This window comes from Oceanobacillus timonensis (assembly GCF_900166635.1).
Taxonomy (GTDB): domain Bacteria; phylum Bacillota; class Bacilli; order Bacillales; family Amphibacillaceae; genus Oceanobacillus; species Oceanobacillus timonensis.
The window spans coordinates 852,245-871,747 of the sequence record NZ_LT800497.1 but is presented as its reverse complement, the minus strand read 5'-3'; the positions used below and the strand labels follow the sequence as shown (position 1 = coordinate 871,747).

Below are 19,503 nucleotides of genomic sequence, written 5' to 3'. Positions count from 1 at the left end.
TTTACGTTAAATTTTCTTTTATCCCTTTTAACTGTTGGTGCACCGCATACGCTGTTTCTTTTCCCTGTTGTGATGCAGATACAGCCATCGCTTCACCGACGCCCTTCGCAAAAACTACGTCACCTGCAGCATAAACATTGGATTGGGAAGTTTTAAATGTTTCTGGATTTACGTTGACAACACCATCCTGATGTTCCAAATCAAATGCTTCAATTAACGGAAGATGTCTTTCTTGCCCAATCGCTTTGATAATGCTATCTACATCTATGAGAAATTCAGATCCCTTGATTGCTACTGGGCGCTTACGTCCATCAGATTCTGCTTCTTTTAATTCCATACGAATGCATTCCATCTGCTTAACATGGCCATGCTCATCTCCGATTAAGCGTTTTGGAGCAGTTAACCATCTAAACTCAACCCCATCCTGCTTAGCAAATTCATATTCAAAGTCATACGCAGACATTTCCGCCTCTGTCCGCCTGTAAAGGATTTTAACATTATCTGCGCCCAGTCTTACTGCTGTCGTTGCACCATCAATTGCCGTATTTCCAGCTCCAATCACCGCAACACGCTTCCCAGCGAATTCCGTTGGATAATTTTCATTCTTTGTTTCTTCAACTAAGTCAATAGCATCATAAATACCCGCTAAGTCCTCTCCTTCGATTCCGAGCTTTGGAACCTTTGCCATCCCTGCCGCAACAATAACCGCATCATAATCATCCATAAGATCTGCCGCCTGAATATCTTTACCAACAGTAGTATTTGTTTGAATTTCTACACCCAAATGTTCAACCTGTTCTACTTCCCATAAAGCAATATCCTTTGGAAGTCGAAACGGAACAATACCATGTGTATCTAAACCGCCAGCTTCATGTTTAGCTTCAAAAATAGTTACCTTATAGCCTAGTCTTCCGAGTTCGCGCGCTGCCGATAAACCAGCAGGGCCGCTGCCAACAATAGCAATATGCTTGCCATTTTTCTTTCCAGACTTAAATAATACTTGTTCATTTTTAATTGCCCAGTCCGTTGCATAACGCTGCAGATCACCAATCATAATCGGTTTTGTGGAATGATTAAGTACACAAGCTCCCTCACACAATTCCTCTGTAGGACAAACACGTGCACAACTTGCTCCAATAGGATTTGCTTCCATAATTGTTTTTGCTGAGCCTTTTATATTCCCAGATGCAATCTTTTTAATAAAACTCGGAATATTAATACCCGTTGGACAAGCTGTAATGCAAGGTGCATCATAACAATAAAGACAACGATTCGCCTCATCTAATGCTTCCTGGGCATTATAACTAGGCTTAGATTCATCAAAATTTGTTGCTAAGTCTTTCGTCGACATTAGATTTTGCAATAAATGTTCCAATGAAAAGCCTCCTTTTTGAGGTTGCCTTGCTATAACTCTGGCAAAACTCCTTTATTCACAGCATACATACTTATAATCTGAAATCCCCCTTGAATGCCAATTACGAATTAGAAGTACCAACGCTTTAAAGTAAGCGGTCACATAATATATCTAGTATTATATTATTTTAATTCTTTAATATATTTTACATTGTGTAACAATTATAAAGTGATTATAAGTCGTTTTGTAATAAAGGAGTTATATCGGCAGTTTCACTTCAATTCAATAATAAAAAAGAAGAATTGTTCTTCCATCGTCGAGTTAAGTCGTGGAGTATTTGTTTGGATAAGTTTAATAAGGTTAGTAAATATTTATCACAGTGTAACTGGCCGGGACTGGAATTACCAATGTTGTCAGGTTAATGAATTTTATAAAAATGATAGTTACTACAAGTAGATAGCAATAAAACTATCTAGCGAAGGAAAAACACGGAGACTCCTGTGGGAATGCGCAGTGGGAAGACCCCGCAGAAAAAAGTGAACTTCTTTTTTTACCCGCGGGGCATAAGAGCGACTTTAGCTCTGTCTGCGCCTTTCGACTTGCCAATCGCTAAGTCTCCTTTATCGAGGAGGCTGAGCACAAGCCCACGGAAAGCGTAGTGTTTTTCCGTAGCGGTCGGATTAACCTGACAACCTTGCTGCGGTTACTCGTCCCAGTCCCAATCCAAAGGGCGTTGCGAACTCTGCCCTTGTTCCTTTAAGATTCAGTGAGGGGAGGGAAGCAGGTTAAGTTCGCGACGTCGTGTCTCAAGCGTCTGCACTAGCATATCCATATCCGTCGAAAACCCCACTAAAGAAAATTTTACTTTAGTGGAAGAGATAGACGGTATTCAACTCTGCTGTTTTTTTAATTTCATTTATATACGTTTTAGCTCTTTCTTTTCCTTTACATCATCAAAACAAAGCGCAAATGGCTTGCCAGGAATAAATTTTCCATCGCCTTTTTCACCAATAAACGCCCCTTCATCAACAACAAGTTTGCCTCTGAGGAATACTTTAGCCACTTTTCCATCCTGTTTATACCCTTCAAATGTGCTATAGTCAACACCATGTAAACTGTTTTCATTTGAAATAACAGAAGAACCATTAGGATCATATATAACAATATCTGCATCCATACCAACGCCAATATGTCCTTTGCAATGATCTAATCCCATGTTCTTAGCTGGCGTAGTGGCAAATAAATCAACAAATCGCTGTTTGGAAATTTTTCCAGTGTTCACACCATATGTCCAAAGAATACCTAGACGATTTTCGACACCCGGTGCGCCGTTCGGTATATTCGTAAAGTCATTGACTCCCATATGTTTTTGTGATTTCCAGTCGAATCCACAATGATCTGTACTTATAGCATTAAGCCAACCATTATCAACCGCTTGCCATAAGGCTTCCTGATCAGATTTTGTACGTAATGCTGGTGACATCACGTATTTGGCCCCTTCAAAATTTGGTTTGGCTAAATCATCTTCATCAAGCATGAGATACTGAACACACGTTTCTCCGTAAACTGGAAGTCCTTCATTTTTAGCAGATCGAATGGATTCCATAACACTTTCTGCTGTAACATGAACAATATAGACAGGTGCTCCTACCATAGCTGCCAGATTAATCACGCGTTGTGTAGCTTCCAATTCTACTCTTTCGGGTCTGGATACTGCATGGTAATATGGGTCCGTCTTTCCTTCCGAAATCATTTTCTTTTGAAGAAGATCAATAACATCAGCATTTTCACAATGAACCATAACCGTTACGCCAGCTTCTTTTGCTGCTTTTAGCGCTTTATACAGAGCCTCATCATCACTATGAAACGGCATCCCTTTATAAGCCATAAACAATTTAACCGTAGAAATCCCTCTACTAGGTAAATCATTAATTTCCTCAAAAGTTGCATCTACTGGATCGCATACGACAGCATGATATGAGTAATCTGCCATGGCTTGATTAGATACTTCTTTTTTATCCATATCAAAAATCGTATCTGCCATACCCTTGCCCTGCTCTTGATTGACAAATTCAACAACCGTGGTAGTTCCGCCTGCAACAGCAGCATTCGATGTTTCAAATCCTCTTACCCGTTCTCCTTTAAATTCAAAGGAATAATGAACATGTTGATCAACACCGCCTGGAAGAACATATTTCCCCTTAGCGTCGACGGTTTCATCAGCAATTGCGTCTAATTGTGTACCCACAGCAACTATTTTTTCTCCTTCAATTAATACATCCCCAACAAATTCATCGATAGCAGTTATAATCGTTCCATTTTTAATTAATGTACGCATGCATATCCTCCTCTTAGAAATTCGTAAGCGATTACAATAATGATTCATATGCTTCCTGGCTTTTGGCAGCTAAGTTATGAACTACACGAAGTAATCAATCACCTCCCAATTTAATATCTTCCTCTTACGTATATTCGTCAGGCGAGTGACTTTTTCCTCCCGTACTTGGAATAAAAATCATTCCCACATCAGCTACATTCATCATCATTGCCGCATCGCGAACGGTGCTACGATTCATTTTTATATAGTTATAACCATGTTCGATATATTATTCACTTCTTAAAACCTCAAGCACCATACGTGCTACAAAAGCACCTCTAACAGCAATATCTTCTGTATTAATATATTCCTTGCCAGGCTGGTGCGCGAAATCCCCGCTCATTCCCATGCCATCAAGTGTTGGACAACCAACAGACGCAATGAAATTACCGTCAGTCCCTGCTCTGCCAACATATCCTTTCATATTCATATCAAACATTTTCCCAACCTCTTTAGCGAGCTCATAAAGTTTTCTATGGGCAGCGTCCTTTTCATCAAAAGTCGGTTTTTCTATCCCTCCCTTTGTTGTTATTTTAACCTTAGCATTAAAAGGTTCAAGATTTTGAAACAGTGAATCGTACTTTTTAGCAATTTTTTCTGAAGAAAATCTGGCATCTATGGTAAGTTCTCCATTTCCAGGAACAGTTGGCCAGCCAGCATTACCGCTATTTAAACAAGTACAAGCAACTGTCACACCCTTTTCTAGGTCCGTAAGGCTTTCAAGATAGATAGCCTGCTCTGCCAGTTCTTTTAAACCACTTTCGGCTTTTTCAGGCTCTTGGCCAGAGTGTGCCGGGCTCCCTTCTACAACAAATGTATAGTTCCCCCGAGAATAGCGTCCAGTTGTTAAACCAGCAGTGCAGTCTCCAAAAGTAGGCTCCATAACAAAAGAAGCTTTACTCTTTTTGGCAAGCTCCTGATAGTGTCTATGTGACGTAGGACTACCTGCTTCTTCATCAGAGCTTAGAAAAAATACAATTTTTTTGTTTTCAGGTAAAAGTTCAAGCTCCTTCAGTGCTTTTACAACCATATAAACCTGTACATCTCCACCCTTCATATCAAAAGCACCTGGTCCCGATATTTTTGTACCTTCTTGTTCCCATAAGCTCCCAAATGTACCCTTTTCATATACAGTATCATAGTGACCTACAAAAAGTATCTGCTCATCGCCCTCTCCAAATTCCATGTAAAGATGATCTCCATAACGGCTATCATTACTTGGTACAACATGGCACTTGAAGCCTATACTTGAGAATATTCTTGCAAAATAATCTCTGCATTTTTCTAAATCTGCTTTATTTCCCTCAGTCGGGGATTCTAATTTCACAGCTTCTTTTAACATATCCAAAAACGCTTCATTATGTTTTTCCATATATTCTAACAACATTTTTTCTTCCGACATTAAAATCTCTCCTCTTTTGTAAAATAAGTTGCCAGCATCCACTGCGTCCAAGTATTATTCGTTGGCGCTTATCTTTCTCATCTATATTTCAAGTTTTGAAGAGTAGATTTTATCACTCCTTTCTGTTCCTCCAGAATTCTGTCATGCTATTAATGTAGCCATTTCCCCTATGCTCTTCATATCCTTCACCATGTATTTTTAATATTTCATAATCTGGTGCCTATACTTTATTCCATTCTTAGAAGTAATTCAGAATGACTGATTTATCATTTCACAAGGCTTCCCTTTCATCCAAGACAATTTCTTAGCTGTCAAATCCATAACAATGCTGAAGACTGTTTCCATTCCTGAAAACTTTGAAGTGTTCTCATCAAAAGCATGGCGGCAGATGGAGGCTGGATAATTCTCATGGTCTGAAAGCAGTAAAAATAAATCTTCTGCTTTTATATTTTCTTTTGTTAAATTTCTTGTTAATTTATCAATTGTAAGGAGGCGATCATAGGAATCTGCAGAAACCTCTTCTCGCACTTTCTGCTTCATTTCTTCTGCACAAATATGATTCGTATGAATTAACGCACCATTTTTCGCATGTATTTGTTCTGTGTGGATAGGCGAAACCTCCATATTTACGGATTGGCCAGTATGTGAAGCTATTAAAAAATTAGCTGGAGATGCTATTTGGTTGTTATCCACTTTAGAAATAGCCTTTTCAATTGAATCCGACTCAAGTATGGCTCTTAATCCTAAATGTAAGGGAACTTTAGGTTCCCAAGTATTTGTCACTAATGCATTAAGACATACACCAATTCCTTCACTATTACAACCTATTTTTCCAATAATTCCTGCTTCTGTTACAAATTGCAGTGTTGGAAGATTTGCTTGTTGAATTTCTAAAGATATTAATGAATCCGTTTGTTCTCCCTTCCAATCCCAATTTTGAGCTAGCCAGGTTCTATGCGTCTTGGGACTTGTTAAAGCAAATGACGTGCAACCATCCGGTGAGTCCGCTAAAGCAATTTCACTTCTAGTATTAAGGGTGAGAATGTCTTCAAATTTAACATTGGCACCAGCAGCTACTCCTTCCATTTCTTTCATATAATTTAGATTATATTCTTCAATAGCTGTTAAATGTAATAAAGCTTTCTCACAGGCCTCTTTCCATGAATATCCTACTGTCTCTCTAAACATTTTTTCATACGTTGCTAAGCTATTATGGACTTTTTCTTTCAAAGTACTGCCATGCTTATATCCAATTTGATATGATGTACCTGATAATTTAAGTGTTGCATCCCCATTTAATGAAAATTCCGTCACTTTATCACCATCCTCTCTTTTTTCTTCTTTGTTTACTGGAATAGTATATCAATCCAAAAACAGATATGGCCGCTCCACTATATTTATTTAAAATGGGCTGAAATGTCACTTTCATCTTCGTAAAGTTCATCTATCATTTCAGGGAAAAATCGTTCGACAGTATCTTTAGAAACCGGCTGAGTAATTAATGAAACAGAAAAAAACACGATAGAGTTAGCTAATAATCCCCAAATTCCAGCATGTATATCAAGTGGATGTACAATAACGAAAGAAAAGATTAATGTAACAATAAAACCTGCAACTATTCCCCATAAAGCTCCATGCTTAGTTCCTCTAGGCCACATAAAAACCCCTATTATCGCTGGAAATGCTTGGGCAATAAACCCATATCCAATTAACAATATATATACCAGACTTGCGGGTTCCATAATAGAAACCGGTGCAACAATAAACAACATAATCGGAAATATTAATCGTCTTGTCCATCTACCTGCAACTTCATCGTTCCATTTTAGTAGTGGCTTCAATATATCGTTACTATAACTTAAGGCAGTTGCATGAATACATGGTTCACTAGAAGACATGGATGCTGCAAGAGTTCCAGCACCTAACAATCCAGCTATAACCACCGGCATATTATCTACAGCTAATTGAATGGCAATATGATCCGGGTTACCTAATTCTGGATACATAAATATTCCAATAAAACCAACAACAATCATTGGTATGAGAACAATATAGTATAGGGGCAATAACCTTGCTGATTTTCTAATAGCTTGTTCAGATTTTGCTCCCATCCACTGAATCCAATGATATTGCCAAATTGAGAAAAATGATATTAGTATTGACGTTGTCCAAAAGGTAGCATTCATATCACCTAAAGCTCCAGGAAGTGTAAAAAACTCTGGAAGATCCTGTTTTACTCTTTCAAATATAGGTGCGAATGAAAAACCGCCGGTAAAATGATTAGTCGCCCATAGACCAACAAAAAAGGATACAAATAACATCAACGCTCCTTGGAGAGCATTTGTTAAGCCAATCGCTTTTAGACCGCTTTTATAAAGGTAAATGGAAACTGCGCCTAATGCTATGAATACACCTACCCAGGTTGGAACCAACCCATAACTCATCACGTTCAAAATATAAGCCGCCCCAGTAGTCTGAACAACTGCATAAGATAAAACTCCAATTGAGGTGACAATAGAAGTTAGTCCACCTAAAGCTTTGCTTTCATAACGATCAGCAATAGCACCTGGTTGAGTGAGATGTTTGTATTTTTTCCCAAGTTTCCATACCTTTGGACCAAAATACCAAGCAATAATTGCCATATAAGTTAGGTAAACAACAACGTATAATGCAGGAACTCCTTTGGAAAAAGCCCATCCCGGAGAACCCATAAATGTGTATGCACTTACTCCGCTAGCCCCCATTAAAAGAAAAGCCATGACAGGATTAAAACTTCTGCTGCCAACTCCCCAATTTTCCGTACTATCCATGTTCTGTCCTCTGCCAGCCAGGGACCCCACTATTACGGCAATTACAACATATGAAAGAGTTATAATGAAGGGTAAATATTCATACATTAATCCCTTCCCCCAATCTTATCTATTATTATCATGGCTAAAGTTGTTAATAAAATAATCGCGATAGACCAAACCATCAATAAAGGCATCCCAAATAAAATGATTTCTTTATCAAATAGATGTATCACCGGCCAAGAACCTAAAGAAATTACGAATATAATTAAACCAACACTAATCCAACCTCTTTTCGTTTTTGGTAGTTTAAAAGTAGCTTTCATGAGAATTCTCCTCCCAATAAATTTAATTGTCACAATGGATGATATTGACCTGTAACCCCATCGACAATAAAATTCGGATCACTTTGCATTTCATTGTTTTGAGATACAATCCAATACGGTCTATAAAAAAGCGCTTGTTTTTCCAATTTAATATTAGAAAAAGAAATCATTCTCATTTTTAAAGATAAAGATCGGTGGATAAAAGACTCTGACATTGACAAACAATCATCAAGTGACTGAGACTTCTCCAATAACTGATTTACAGGTATATCGATTAATTCTAATTTGGGATTTGAATCTATTAATGAACCCCTGCAGCTAACAGCATCTACTACACATCCCATTTTTTCTTCTAATGGCATAAAAATTCGTTTCGCATTTACGCTATAGATAAAATAATAATAAGGATAGTAAATAATACGTTCAGCAAAAAACGTTGAATCGGAATATACTTTCTTGAAACTTAATTCGATCTTCTCCTTTTCATAATTAATCGTCTGTGCTAATATTTTTTCTCTCATTGATTACCCCTCAAAGTTCAAATCTAGTTTTGGATGAAGCTGACTTACATTCTTCGCTTCTTTAGATAGCGTATTATTTGGTTTTCCTTTTACTTCTATAAATTCAGAAATATTTCTCGCTTCTACTGCAAGATCTTCATATATCCCTTTTTCCAAATTCTTTGGTATCCGTTTATTTGATTTAGCAAGATCAAAAGCTTCTAAAACTTTATTGGAAGGAGGAGTTCCGAACAGATTGCCAATTAACATGGCAATAATAGACAAAATCAAACCAGCTAAGAAAGGATGTAATCCGGTTACATCTTGCAAAGTAAATGCTTCCCAGATTATATTTGTAATGGAGCCGGCCACCATCGCACATAAAACGCCAACTTTGTTTGCTTTTCTAGAGTATACAGAAGCTATAAAAGGGACAAGAAATGTATTTCCCAATACACCGAAAGCAAAGACAACAAGTGCAAATACCGTTGGAGGCTCATACACAGCAACAATAATACCAATGATACCCCCAATTAAAATACATAATCTGGAGACTAATAATTGTTTTTTATGACTAGCTTTCTTATTAATAAACCGGCTGTAAACATCACGTGAAAGTGTTGTACCAGCTTGCATGAGCAACGAATCGCATGTGGACATAATTGCGGCCATAATAGCGGATAATAAGATAGCAGCTAATATACCTGGAAATACATAATAAATCATTTCCGGAATAACCATTTCAGGATCTGCTATTCTAGGCATAATAACAATGGCTGACAACCCTAACAAATAAGGTGTAAATGTAAATAACTGATTGAATCCCGCTGACCAGAGAACAGCATTTTTTGTTGTATTCGTATCTGTCATAGACATATGTCTAACAGTAACGTGGGGTAATCCCATATAACCAATAGCATAGATGAGTACAGCACCTAGGATAACTCCCCACTGCCCATAATAAATTAAATCCTTCCCCCAAATACTAAGATATGTTGGATCTATTGCTGCAAGTTGTGCATTCAATCCTGATAAACCACCTACTTGAGGAAGTACCATAATGGCGATGACACTGACACCGATTAGCATAATAATCCCTTGTATGAAACCACTAACTGCTACAGCGAGATATCCTCCAGCCACTGTATAAAGAACAATGACCCCAACACCAATAATGAGCGCCCACTCATAAGAAAAACTTGACATAGACTCTAATGCTTTACCTGCAGCAATAAACTGCGCGAAGGCATAAGCAAACAGAAATATAATTCCAATAGCTGCTCCGTATACACGAATACCAACTCCTTCGAATCTCTTTTCTAAGTACTCTATTGGCGAAAGGGCAGCTAAAAGCTGTGACATTTTCCTCATTCTTTTTCCTAAGACAGACAAATTCACAATCGAACCGCCAGCGTCACCAATCGCATACCATAATGCAGTCCAGCCTTCTTGAAATGCTTGAGCTGGTCCACCCATAAACATAAATCCACTCATCGATGTACTTTGCATACTTATCGCAGTAATTGGAGCACCAATTTTTCGGTCTCCAAGTAAATAATGATCTGCAGATGTTGATGCTCTTCTAGTAAAATACAGTCCTATACCTAACATAGATAATAAATAAATGAAAAAAATAACAATATCTAAATTCATATACAATCATGTCCCCCTTGTATACTTCATATTAATTTTCTTCCTTTTCAAGCTTCTCGTCCCGCCGGAGTTTAAAATACATGAATAAAGCTAGTGCTACCCAAATGATTGGCCAAGGTAACATCAACAAAGCTGTTTCTATAGGTAAATTAAACACTATCTCCCCTCCCTTTCACCATTCATGAAATTCTTTTCATACTATGCTATATTTCACAGAATTACTAGTAGTATAATTACTGTATGTCTATTCAAATAAAGTATGAAAGATGAAACAGTTTAAAATTAATTCTTTAAAGCTTGGTTCTAGATATCATGTTCATTTAACCATCTAAATAAAATTAGTTAAGCGCTTTCAAATAAATTGAGTTGATAGATATTATATTTTTTTACATATTTAAATACATTAGACGCAATGTTAACTATATTTTGTTTTTTATATGACATTCCGTGAAGAGATATAATGACAACAAACGAATCAACCGTTTTTCCGTGTACAAAAGTAGAAGAAGAAAATGAATTAAGATGTACTTTCATGGCATTATACTTATAGGAATATATCATCATGAAAACATGCCGTTAAAAAAAGGTCCGATTATCATAAACGATAATCAGACCCGTCTCTAAGTGATTATTCGGGATACATGTCCCAGTCTCAATTATATTTCACTGCAACATTTTTTATCTGTGTATAATTATAAAGCGCAATCCAACCTTTTTCCCGACCAATACCGCTCTTTTTATAGCCACCAAATGGCATTTGCACACCGCCGCCGGCACCGTAATTATTGATAAAAACTTGTCCAGAGTCGATTCTGCTTGCCAAGTAATGCGCGCGGTTGATATCCTGCGTCCAAATACCGGTAACCAATCCGTAATCTGTGCTATTGGCTAAATCCAGCGCTTCAGATTCTTCAATAAACGTAAATACTGTCAATACTGGGCCAAAAATCTCTTCTTGAGCAAGTTTGCTGTCCTTGCTAACCTCATCAATAATCGTTGGCTGCACATAAAAGCCGCCTTCATTTCCTTTTAAAGTCACTGGATTTCCACCCGTCACAACGGAAGCTTCTTTTTTTGCCTGTTCAATAAAATGTAGTACATGATTATATTGTTTTTCATTCAATATAGGTCCAAGATTTTTATCATCTATTCCTGCCCCAACGGTTAAACCTTCAAACTTCTCTACTACTTTCTGCAAGAATACATCTTTAAATGATGCTTCAACCAAGAGCCTCGCACCTGCTGAACAGGTTTGTCCAGCATTTTGGATAATAGATTGAACGACTCCTTCGACAGTTTTTTCAAGATCACAATCAGAAAATACAATATTGGGCGATTTACCACCAAGTTCCAAAGTAGATGGAACCACATTTTCCATTGCTGCCTTTCCTACCTCTATTCCCGTCCTTACTGATCCGGTGAATGTCACATGATTAATCAACGGATGAGCAGATAAAGCTGCTCCTGCTTCATATCCAAATCCTGTAACATGGTTAAACACACCTGCAGGTAAATCCAGTGCATCAAAAAATTCTGTCAGACGCATGGCCGTCATTGGTGTGTCCTCCGCACTTTTCACTACAACAGTATTGCCCATTGCAATAGCTGCAGCAACACTCCTTGAAATTATTTGTAACGGATAATTCCAAGGAACAATATGCGCAGTCACCCCCAACGGTTCACGTACGACATAATCCAACAGTCCATCTTCAATTGGGATTGTATCTCCCATCACTTTATCTGCTGCTCCACCATAAAACCGGAAATATCGAATCGCAGCATCCACATCAGCATACGCTTGAGATAGCGGTTTCCCGACATCCATAGATTCCAGTCTTGCCAACTCATCTCTGTCAGCTTTCATTTTACCTGCAATATCAAATAAAATATCACCTCGTTCATAAGGCTTTATACTTCTCCATGTCTCACTCATAAAAGCAGCACGGGCTGCATTCACAGCATCCTCTACATCCTCCTGTGTTCCTCTGGGTATACTAGCAAATACACTTCCACTGGATGGATTTTTTACATCAATATGCTCCTTATTTTTACTATCTACCCAGTTTCCATTTATATACATTTTAAAGTGCTTCATTAAATTCCTCCATTATCCACTATATTTGAAATTTGTCTTTTCTCCTTCTTATCCAATAGTAAAATCAGATATTCCGGCCACCATCGACATGTAAAACGGCACCTGTAACCATTTTTGCTTCATCAGAAAGTAGATATTTAATGGAATGAGCAATATTTTCCGGCTTCAACAGACTCCCAAGAGGAACGCTTTTTTCAAAAATTTCCTTCTTGGTTTGGTCCACGCTTGCACTTTCCGCGGAAAATTGACCAAGCATCGCCGTATCTGACGGACCAGGGTGAAGTACATTTACATTAATTTGATAGGGAGCTAGTTCCAGTGCCATTGCTTTAGAGAAAGCCTCTACTGCCCCCTTCGACGCAACATAAGATTGTAAACCTGGTCTTGGTCTGGTTGCAGATACGGATCCAATATTTATCATACTCCCTTGTTTCTTTTCTTTCATATATACAGAAGCTTCACGACAAGTTAGAAACATCATTGTCACATTAATATCCATAATGCGTCGCCATTCATCCAAACTAACTTCATCAATAGGTGTGGAACTTTGCGCAATCCCTGCAATATTGACCAGGCCATCAATATTTCCAAATTGATTAGCTGTTTCTTTAAAAATGTCTTTTACAATATCTTCATCCAATAAATCCCCTTTGAATGCTATAAATTTATTCGTATTCTTATATTTTGAAAGATTATCGGTATGAAGGTCACAGCCAGCTACGTTTGCTCCGCTATCTAGCAAAAGCTTCACTGTCTCCTCTCCCATACCTCCACCTGCGCCGGTAACAATGAATGTTTTATTTTCAAATGTCATGCAAATCCCATCCTTTTTTGAAGTTTACGTACAATGGCGTCCCCTACTTGTTCCGTAGTTGCTTTCCCACCAATATCTGGCGTCAATGTTCTCTTTTCTTCCAATACATCTTCTATAGAAAAAAGAACTTTATCATGTAAATCCGAGCGGCCAAAATTCTGTAGCATTAAGGCTAAAGACCAAATTTGTGCTACCGGGTTGGCAATACCTTTCCCTGCTATGTCCGGAGCAGATCCATGTACTGGTTCAAACATGGAAGGGTACTCTCCATTAGGGTTGATATTGGCAGATGGAGCGACACCCAGTCCTCCAGCAATAGCTGACCCTAAATCTGACAATATATCTCCAAATAAATTAGAAGCAAGAACCAACTGTAAATCTTTAGGACGTTCTACAAACAGAGCAGCTATCGCATCCACATAGTATTTTTCATAGGAAATTTCTTTAAAATCATTTGCTATCTCTTCAACTACCGAATCCCATAATGTCATCGTATGTATGATGGCATTTGACTTCGTAGCATTGGTTACTTTAGGTAATTTATGATCCCTAGCATATTGAAATGCATAGGTTGCAATTTTGGAAACCCCTTCTCTAGTCATAATCGTGTTCTGTACAGCAAGCTCCCGTGATTCCCCTTGGTACATCTTTCCACCAGAAGTAGAATATTCTCCTTCCGCATTTTCTCGTATAATTACAAAATCTATATCTTCTTTTTGTTGTAATGGCGTTTCCAAACCCCTCAGCAATTTTATCGGCCTAAAATTAATATACTGTTGAAAGTTTTTACGGATAGGCATGATCAGCTCCCATATCGGGATATGCTCTGATACTCTTGAATCACCAGCAGCACCGAATAGAATACTGTCAAATGACTTTAGTTGCTTCAGACCATTTTCAGGCATCATTAAACCGTGTTTCATATAATAATCTGTATTCCAATTCAATTCTGTTATTTCATAGTCAAATGTTGAATCAATATCGGATAGCGTTTTCAATACTTTTAAAGCTTCGTTCATCACTTCAGGACCAATTCCGTCTCCAGGCAATACCGCAATCTTATATACTTTCATATAAAATCATCCTTTTTCTAAATGACATGTTTATAAATTATCTATCTTAGCGCCATAAATATATTTTTCTTATTTCTTAACACAAAGCAGCTCCCAGCATCATTAAATCGTAGTTACATGATTAACTGGTCTCCGTCCATGGTTCCAGTTTCCATTTAATTCTCTTTCGATTTGGGCACCCAACTGCAGCAATAAACCATCTTTTCCTTGTGGAGCAAGCATATGCATTCCCAATGGCAATCCATTCTCCAATTCAGCCATCGGTAATGAAATTCCAGGTAGTCCGCAAATATTGGCAATCGGCGTATAAGAAAAAATACTCCACAGATTTTCAAACCAATCAAAGACAGAAGGATTATCACTAATCGTCAGGTACTCTCTGGTTCCAATCAATGGTGTGGGTTTGGCCATAGTTGGTGTAAGAATCAGGTCCCAGTCCTCAAAGAATGTCGCCATATGTCGAGAAATTTCATTAAACATTGCCTCCATTTTGACACGATCCGCATAGGAGGCAAAACGACCTTCTTCCCAAACCCTTATACACATAGGTTCAATGAGACCTGCTGGCGGATACTCCATATTTTTTTGTTCAAGTATATCTGAAATTGTTTGTGCAAACTTCATAATGTAGGCTGCAGTCTGTGCCTCATAACTAGCACGGAGATCAAGATTCGGGACTGCCCATTCAACGTAATGACCAAGTCCTTCAAGGTAATCTGCCGTCTTCTTCAATTCGGATACTATATGCGGTGTGGCTTTATAGTCACCCCACTCATGGGAAACAGCAATACGAAGCTTTTTCGGATTTCGCTTTATCAATTCGGAATACGTCTCCTGCTGGGTCCAATAAGGCATAAACTCACCTGGAGCTCCTCCCCTGCAATGATCGACAAAGGCAGCAGTATCACGTATTGTACGAGTATGGCATCCTTGCGCAGAAACAACGTTCATGAGGTCTGAACTATCTGGTGCTCCTGAAAAAACACCCCGCGATGGTTTTAAACCTATGTTGCCATTGACACCTGCAGGAATTCGAATCGATCCTCCTCCGTCCGTAGCATGAGCGATGGGAATAATTCCTGCTGCAACGGAAGCCGCAGTTCCTGCTGACGAACCGCAAGTTGTATAATCAAGATTCCAAGGGTTCCTTGTAATATAGACTTCCGGGTTCTCTGCAGAACTGCAGAGCCCAAACTCCGGCGTTGTCGTTCGCCCCATAATATTGAGACCAGCCTGTCGGAATTGTTTTGTCAGAAAACTATCCTCTATAGAGCGATTTCCTTGCATGAGCAGCGATCCTCTTTCCTGTAATCTTCCTTTAATAGCAGGCCCCAGATCCTTCATAAAAAAAGGCACTCCTGCCAAAACGCCGTTAGGATTCATTCCATCACTTAAAGGATCATTAACTACGTCGTCGAAAATCTCAATAACAGCGTTAATTTGAGGATTTAATTCCTGAACTCCTTTCGTAACCTGGTTTGCTACTTCCTGTGGAGTAACTTCACCTTTTTTTACTAACTCGGCAATCCCCATAGCATCAAGGTTAGCCCATTCATTCCAGTTTATTGCTACATTCACAAAACTTCACTCCTTCATCATTGACGCGGTTTTGATATTAACTAGATTTTATTATCCTTTATTTCCCTTGCAGAACCTTTTGCCATCCTTATGAAACTTTCTCTATAAATCTATAATATTTAGGCTTCTTTCTTAATATTTTGCGTTGGAAACGCATATGCTTCCTGCTTAAATAACAAACTAAATACTACAAAAATAATCAACGAAAAGAAAACTGGAATCGTAACCGCATGTACACCTAATAAATCCCCATATGCCTCATTATATAAATGAATGGCAATATAAGAGCCAATGCCTGCAATCATGGATGCAACCGCACCGCTTTTATTCGCATACCTCCAATACAACCCCATGATAAACGGCCACATAAACGCCGCTTGCAAACCACCAAATGCAAATAAGTTTAAGAATATCAATAAATCTGGCGGGCTGATAGCTAAAAGGAAAGCAACAACTCCTATTACTGCAGTTACCCCCATACTTACATTTTTCACTTGATTTACGGTTGCTTTTGGCTTGACATAATTGATATAAACGTCCTTAACTACAGAAGAACTAACGAGCAACAATAACGAGTCAACAGTAGACATAATGGCTGCCAGAGGTGCGGCAAGTATCATACCAGCAATCCATGGTGGTAAAACTTCCAAAGCAACAAGTGGAATAACTTGATCTGCCACTTCAATTCCTGGCATTATTGGTCTTGCAAACACGCCAATCAAGTGCATGCCAAGTATGATTGTTCCTACCACTACCGTCCCAATCATGATTGCTCTGTGCATAGATTTGGAATCTTTATAAGACATCGCCCTTACAGCAATTTGCGGCAGGGCAACTACACCGACACCGACAAGAATCCAGTAAGAGGATACATAAGCAGCAGTTAATGAACCGTCATTTCCAAAAGGCGTAATCAAGTTGGGATTAATAGATACCAAATCAGAAAATACATTGGATAGCCCTCCCCCTGCGACAATGACAGCAACAAGCAATACTAATGTACCAAAAAACATAACAATGCCCTGAATTGTATCTGTAATTACTACAGCACGAAATCCACCAATAATGACGTATATTAAAACAGATAATGTGAAAATAAATAAAGCACCTATATAACTAATACCTGTTAAGGATTGGATCAGATAAGCTCCGCCTACCCATTGAGCTGCCATTGCAGAAAACATAAATATGATAATACTAAAAGCCGACAACAATACAACCGTTTTACTTTGATATCTTTCCTTCAAAAAATCGATAAACGTAACAGCATTATACCTTCTAGATACGATAGCAAACTTCTTTCCTAACACGAGTAATACGAAATATCCTGTCGCTACCTGGGACATAGCAAGCAAAACCCAGCCGAATCCAATAGAATAAGCTGCTCCAGGCCCACCTAAAAAACTGGATGCACTCCCATAGGTTGCAACCATGGTCATAGCGAGTACCAATCCTCCGAACTCTCGGCTCCCTAGAAAGTAATCACTAAGAAAACCATCTGTTTTATTTAATTTTCGATTGGACCACATGCCGACCATAAAAATAATCATTAAAAATAGTAGTAATGGTATCACCACATTCCAATTCATATATTACTCACCTCATCTTCCTCACCCTCTTCTTCTTCATTCTCATCTTCTAACGGTATTTCGGTCAGCATAAATTTCACAACAAAAAACACTAGTGCAAACATTAAAATTGTACCCAAAATTAAACTGAAAAAAATCCATGCCGGGAATCCCAATATATACGTATATTCTTCAGGAGGTTTTGAACCCAGGCCATATGCAAATCCATACCACCATATAAAATTAATGACAGCTAGCACACAACCGATTCGAGCTTCCCGATTAGCTATGATAAAACGCCACTCCTGCTTTCTTTTATTTTTCATATTCATACCCCTTTCGTAAATGAAAATGATTAAAATAAGAATTCAAATATAAATTTCCTATGAAAGGTCCCAGACTTCCTCATCTTGAATTCGGATACTACATTTAAGCAACATACTTATTTAAAATTCCAACAATTCAATTGACATGGGCTTATCACTCCTTTATTCAAAAAACATTTTTCAGTATTAAACATTTTATTGACAGCGATTTCATTCATTTGGATAATTAATTTCCTGAAATCAATTATTACACTAAATCCCAATGATTTTCGTGTTAAAAAAGCTTGTATATAAAGCATTTACATATTACGTACGATGTAGTATGTTGTACATAGACTAGCAAAATAATAAATAATTGTAAATAGTTAATAACAGAAAAGTTTTATTTAACAAAAAATTAAAAATGTATTATAATAATAAAGCTCATCGTAGATGGGGCTTTTAGGAGTTGAGAAAATGGCTTTATCTTTTGAAAAAATCAACCTAAACCGGACCATATCCTCAGAAATTGTATTAATTATAAAAGATAATCTTCTTAACGGCTCATTAAAACCAGGCGATAAATTACCCACCGAAAAGGAATTAATGGAACAATTAGGAGTGAGCAGAACTCCTGTCAGAGAATCAATAAAGATTCTGGAAGCTATTGGTGTCATACAAATAAAACGCGGTGAAGGTATGTTTATAACGAATAGTCTCTCGCAGTTCACATTAAATCCACTAATATTCAGTTTAATTATGCATGGCAATGATATAGAAAAACTTATAGAATTTCGCCAGCATTTTGAAGTACTATTAATGAACATGATCATCGCAGAAGAAAACGATATCAAAAATATTGAAGATGTTTATCACTCCCAGGTAAAAAGAATGAATCCAAATTTAGATCCTGAGGAACTCGCCAATATTGATTTAGAATTCCATTATGCTGTTCTGGAAGCAACGAATAATCCATTTATTATAGAAATTGGAAAAACCATTTATGAAATTATCAAGCCAAATATGGTTCATTTCAAGCACACAAGCAATATTGAGCGAACATTAAAAACCCATCATTATTATTTAGAATTGCTGCGTGGCAACGTCGATTTTAATCCTATCCTGTTGGTGCAACAGATGATAAAAAACAATGAGGAAATGATTGAATAGGTAACAATATCACAAAAAAGAGTAGTTTTGTATTAGACAACCTAAACAACATTTAAAAATTTCCAATCAATACAAAAAGAAGGAACTGTCTCCAAAATGCACATCAGACATTTAGTAACAGCTCCTTCTTTTTCTTAAATGAAAAAAGTACATGCCACCCTTTATTTGAAACTACTATAATGAAACTAAAATACGTAGCATCACTGCATCAAACACTTCCATTACTAAAACTTAATAACTTTACTCATTATCATATATTATTAAAGTAACGCTTTAAAAAGTTTAACAACGTTCTCAACAGTAAATCCAAATTCTTTAATTACTTGCTCTCCAGATCCAGATGCTCCAAATGTATCTATACTCATAATAGAACCAGCACTTCCAGCATACTCTCTCCAACCAACTTTAGAACCCATTTCTATCGTTAAACGCTTTTCCAAATTACTTGGCAGCACTTTTTCCCACTCAACCAATATTTCTTCCAGCATAGTTTTCACTG

General features: G+C 37.7%; 17 protein-coding genes. 1 reads left to right on the top strand and 16 read right to left on the bottom strand.

Annotated features, from left to right (window positions below; genetic code table 11):
- Window position 1: 1 nt before the first annotated feature.
- From B7E05_RS04385 to B7E05_RS04320, 15 genes are all read right to left on the bottom strand, one after another.
- On the bottom strand, window positions 2-1,351 hold the full coding sequence (locus B7E05_RS04385) for an NAD(P)-dependent oxidoreductase (RefSeq protein ID WP_080876214.1): 1,350 nt from the start codon (window positions 1,349-1,351) through the stop codon (window positions 2-4).
- Between the two features lie 919 nt (window positions 1,352-2,270).
- Entirely contained in the window at window positions 2,271-3,692 is a 1,422-nt protein-coding gene (gene hydA, locus B7E05_RS04380; RefSeq protein WP_080872810.1) for a dihydropyrimidinase, read from the bottom strand.
- A gap of 268 nt (window positions 3,693-3,960) precedes the next feature.
- Complete coding sequence (locus tag B7E05_RS04375; protein WP_080872808.1) at window positions 3,961-5,133, bottom strand: M20/M25/M40 family metallo-hydrolase; 1,173 nt, start codon at window positions 5,131-5,133, stop codon at window positions 3,961-3,963.
- 249 nt (window positions 5,134-5,382) lie between these two features.
- Entirely contained in the window at window positions 5,383-6,447 is a 1,065-nt protein-coding gene (locus tag B7E05_RS04370; RefSeq protein WP_245832953.1) for a C45 family autoproteolytic acyltransferase/hydrolase, read from the bottom strand.
- Between the two features lie 83 nt (window positions 6,448-6,530).
- Complete coding sequence (locus tag B7E05_RS04365) at window positions 6,531-8,030, bottom strand: sodium:solute symporter family protein (RefSeq protein ID WP_080872807.1); 1,500 nt, start codon at window positions 8,028-8,030, stop codon at window positions 6,531-6,533.
- A complete protein-coding gene (locus tag B7E05_RS04360; RefSeq protein WP_080872806.1) occupies window positions 8,030-8,248 on the bottom strand; it encodes a hypothetical protein in 219 nt (72 codons plus the stop codon). The genes B7E05_RS04365 and B7E05_RS04360 overlap by 1 nt, the downstream gene beginning before the upstream one ends.
- Window positions 8,249-8,277: 29 nt before the next feature.
- Window positions 8,278-8,769, bottom strand: coding sequence for a hypothetical protein (locus tag B7E05_RS04355; RefSeq protein ID WP_080872805.1), 492 nt, complete (start codon window positions 8,767-8,769; stop codon window positions 8,278-8,280).
- Window positions 8,770-8,772: 3 nt separating this feature from the next.
- A complete protein-coding gene (locus B7E05_RS04350; RefSeq protein WP_080876212.1) occupies window positions 8,773-10,401 on the bottom strand; it encodes a sodium/proline symporter in 1,629 nt (542 codons plus the stop codon).
- Window positions 10,402-10,432: 31 nt separating this feature from the next.
- Window positions 10,433-10,558, bottom strand: coding sequence for a hypothetical protein (locus B7E05_RS22500; RefSeq protein WP_281252436.1), 126 nt, complete (start codon window positions 10,556-10,558; stop codon window positions 10,433-10,435).
- Between the two features lie 495 nt (window positions 10,559-11,053).
- Window positions 11,054-12,496, bottom strand: a complete 1,443-nt coding sequence (locus tag B7E05_RS04345; protein ID WP_080872803.1) for an aldehyde dehydrogenase family protein — start codon at window positions 12,494-12,496, stop codon at window positions 11,054-11,056.
- A gap of 64 nt (window positions 12,497-12,560) precedes the next feature.
- Window positions 12,561-13,310, bottom strand: coding sequence for an SDR family NAD(P)-dependent oxidoreductase (locus B7E05_RS04340; protein ID WP_080872801.1), 750 nt, complete (start codon window positions 13,308-13,310; stop codon window positions 12,561-12,563).
- On the bottom strand, window positions 13,307-14,383 hold the full coding sequence (locus B7E05_RS04335) for a tartrate dehydrogenase (RefSeq protein ID WP_080872800.1): 1,077 nt from the start codon (window positions 14,381-14,383) through the stop codon (window positions 13,307-13,309). The genes B7E05_RS04340 and B7E05_RS04335 overlap by 4 nt, the downstream gene beginning before the upstream one ends.
- Window positions 14,384-14,485: 102 nt before the next feature.
- The gene (locus B7E05_RS04330; protein WP_080872799.1) at window positions 14,486-15,961 is read right to left on the bottom strand and encodes an amidase; all 1,476 of its coding nucleotides are present in this window, start codon (window positions 15,959-15,961) and stop codon (window positions 14,486-14,488) included.
- A 119-nt stretch (window positions 15,962-16,080) separates the two neighbouring features.
- Window positions 16,081-17,550 (bottom strand): sodium/pantothenate symporter, encoded by a 1,470-nt coding sequence (gene panF / locus B7E05_RS04325; RefSeq protein ID WP_080872798.1) that lies wholly within the window; start codon window positions 17,548-17,550, stop codon window positions 16,081-16,083.
- Complete coding sequence (locus tag B7E05_RS04320; protein ID WP_080872797.1) at window positions 17,547-17,855, bottom strand: YhdT family protein; 309 nt, start codon at window positions 17,853-17,855, stop codon at window positions 17,547-17,549. The genes panF and B7E05_RS04320 overlap by 4 nt, the downstream gene beginning before the upstream one ends.
- Before the next feature lie 456 nt (window positions 17,856-18,311).
- Here B7E05_RS04320 and B7E05_RS04315 point away from each other — a divergent pair, with 456 nt between their 5' ends.
- Entirely contained in the window at window positions 18,312-19,004 is a 693-nt protein-coding gene (locus tag B7E05_RS04315; protein ID WP_080872795.1) for a FadR/GntR family transcriptional regulator, read from the top strand.
- A gap of 260 nt (window positions 19,005-19,264) precedes the next feature.
- On the opposite strand, the gene B7E05_RS04310 is transcribed toward B7E05_RS04315, so the two are convergent.
- Complete coding sequence (locus B7E05_RS04310; protein ID WP_080872794.1) at window positions 19,265-19,477, bottom strand: transketolase-like TK C-terminal-containing protein; 213 nt, start codon at window positions 19,475-19,477, stop codon at window positions 19,265-19,267.
- Window positions 19,478-19,503 lie beyond the last annotated feature (26 nt).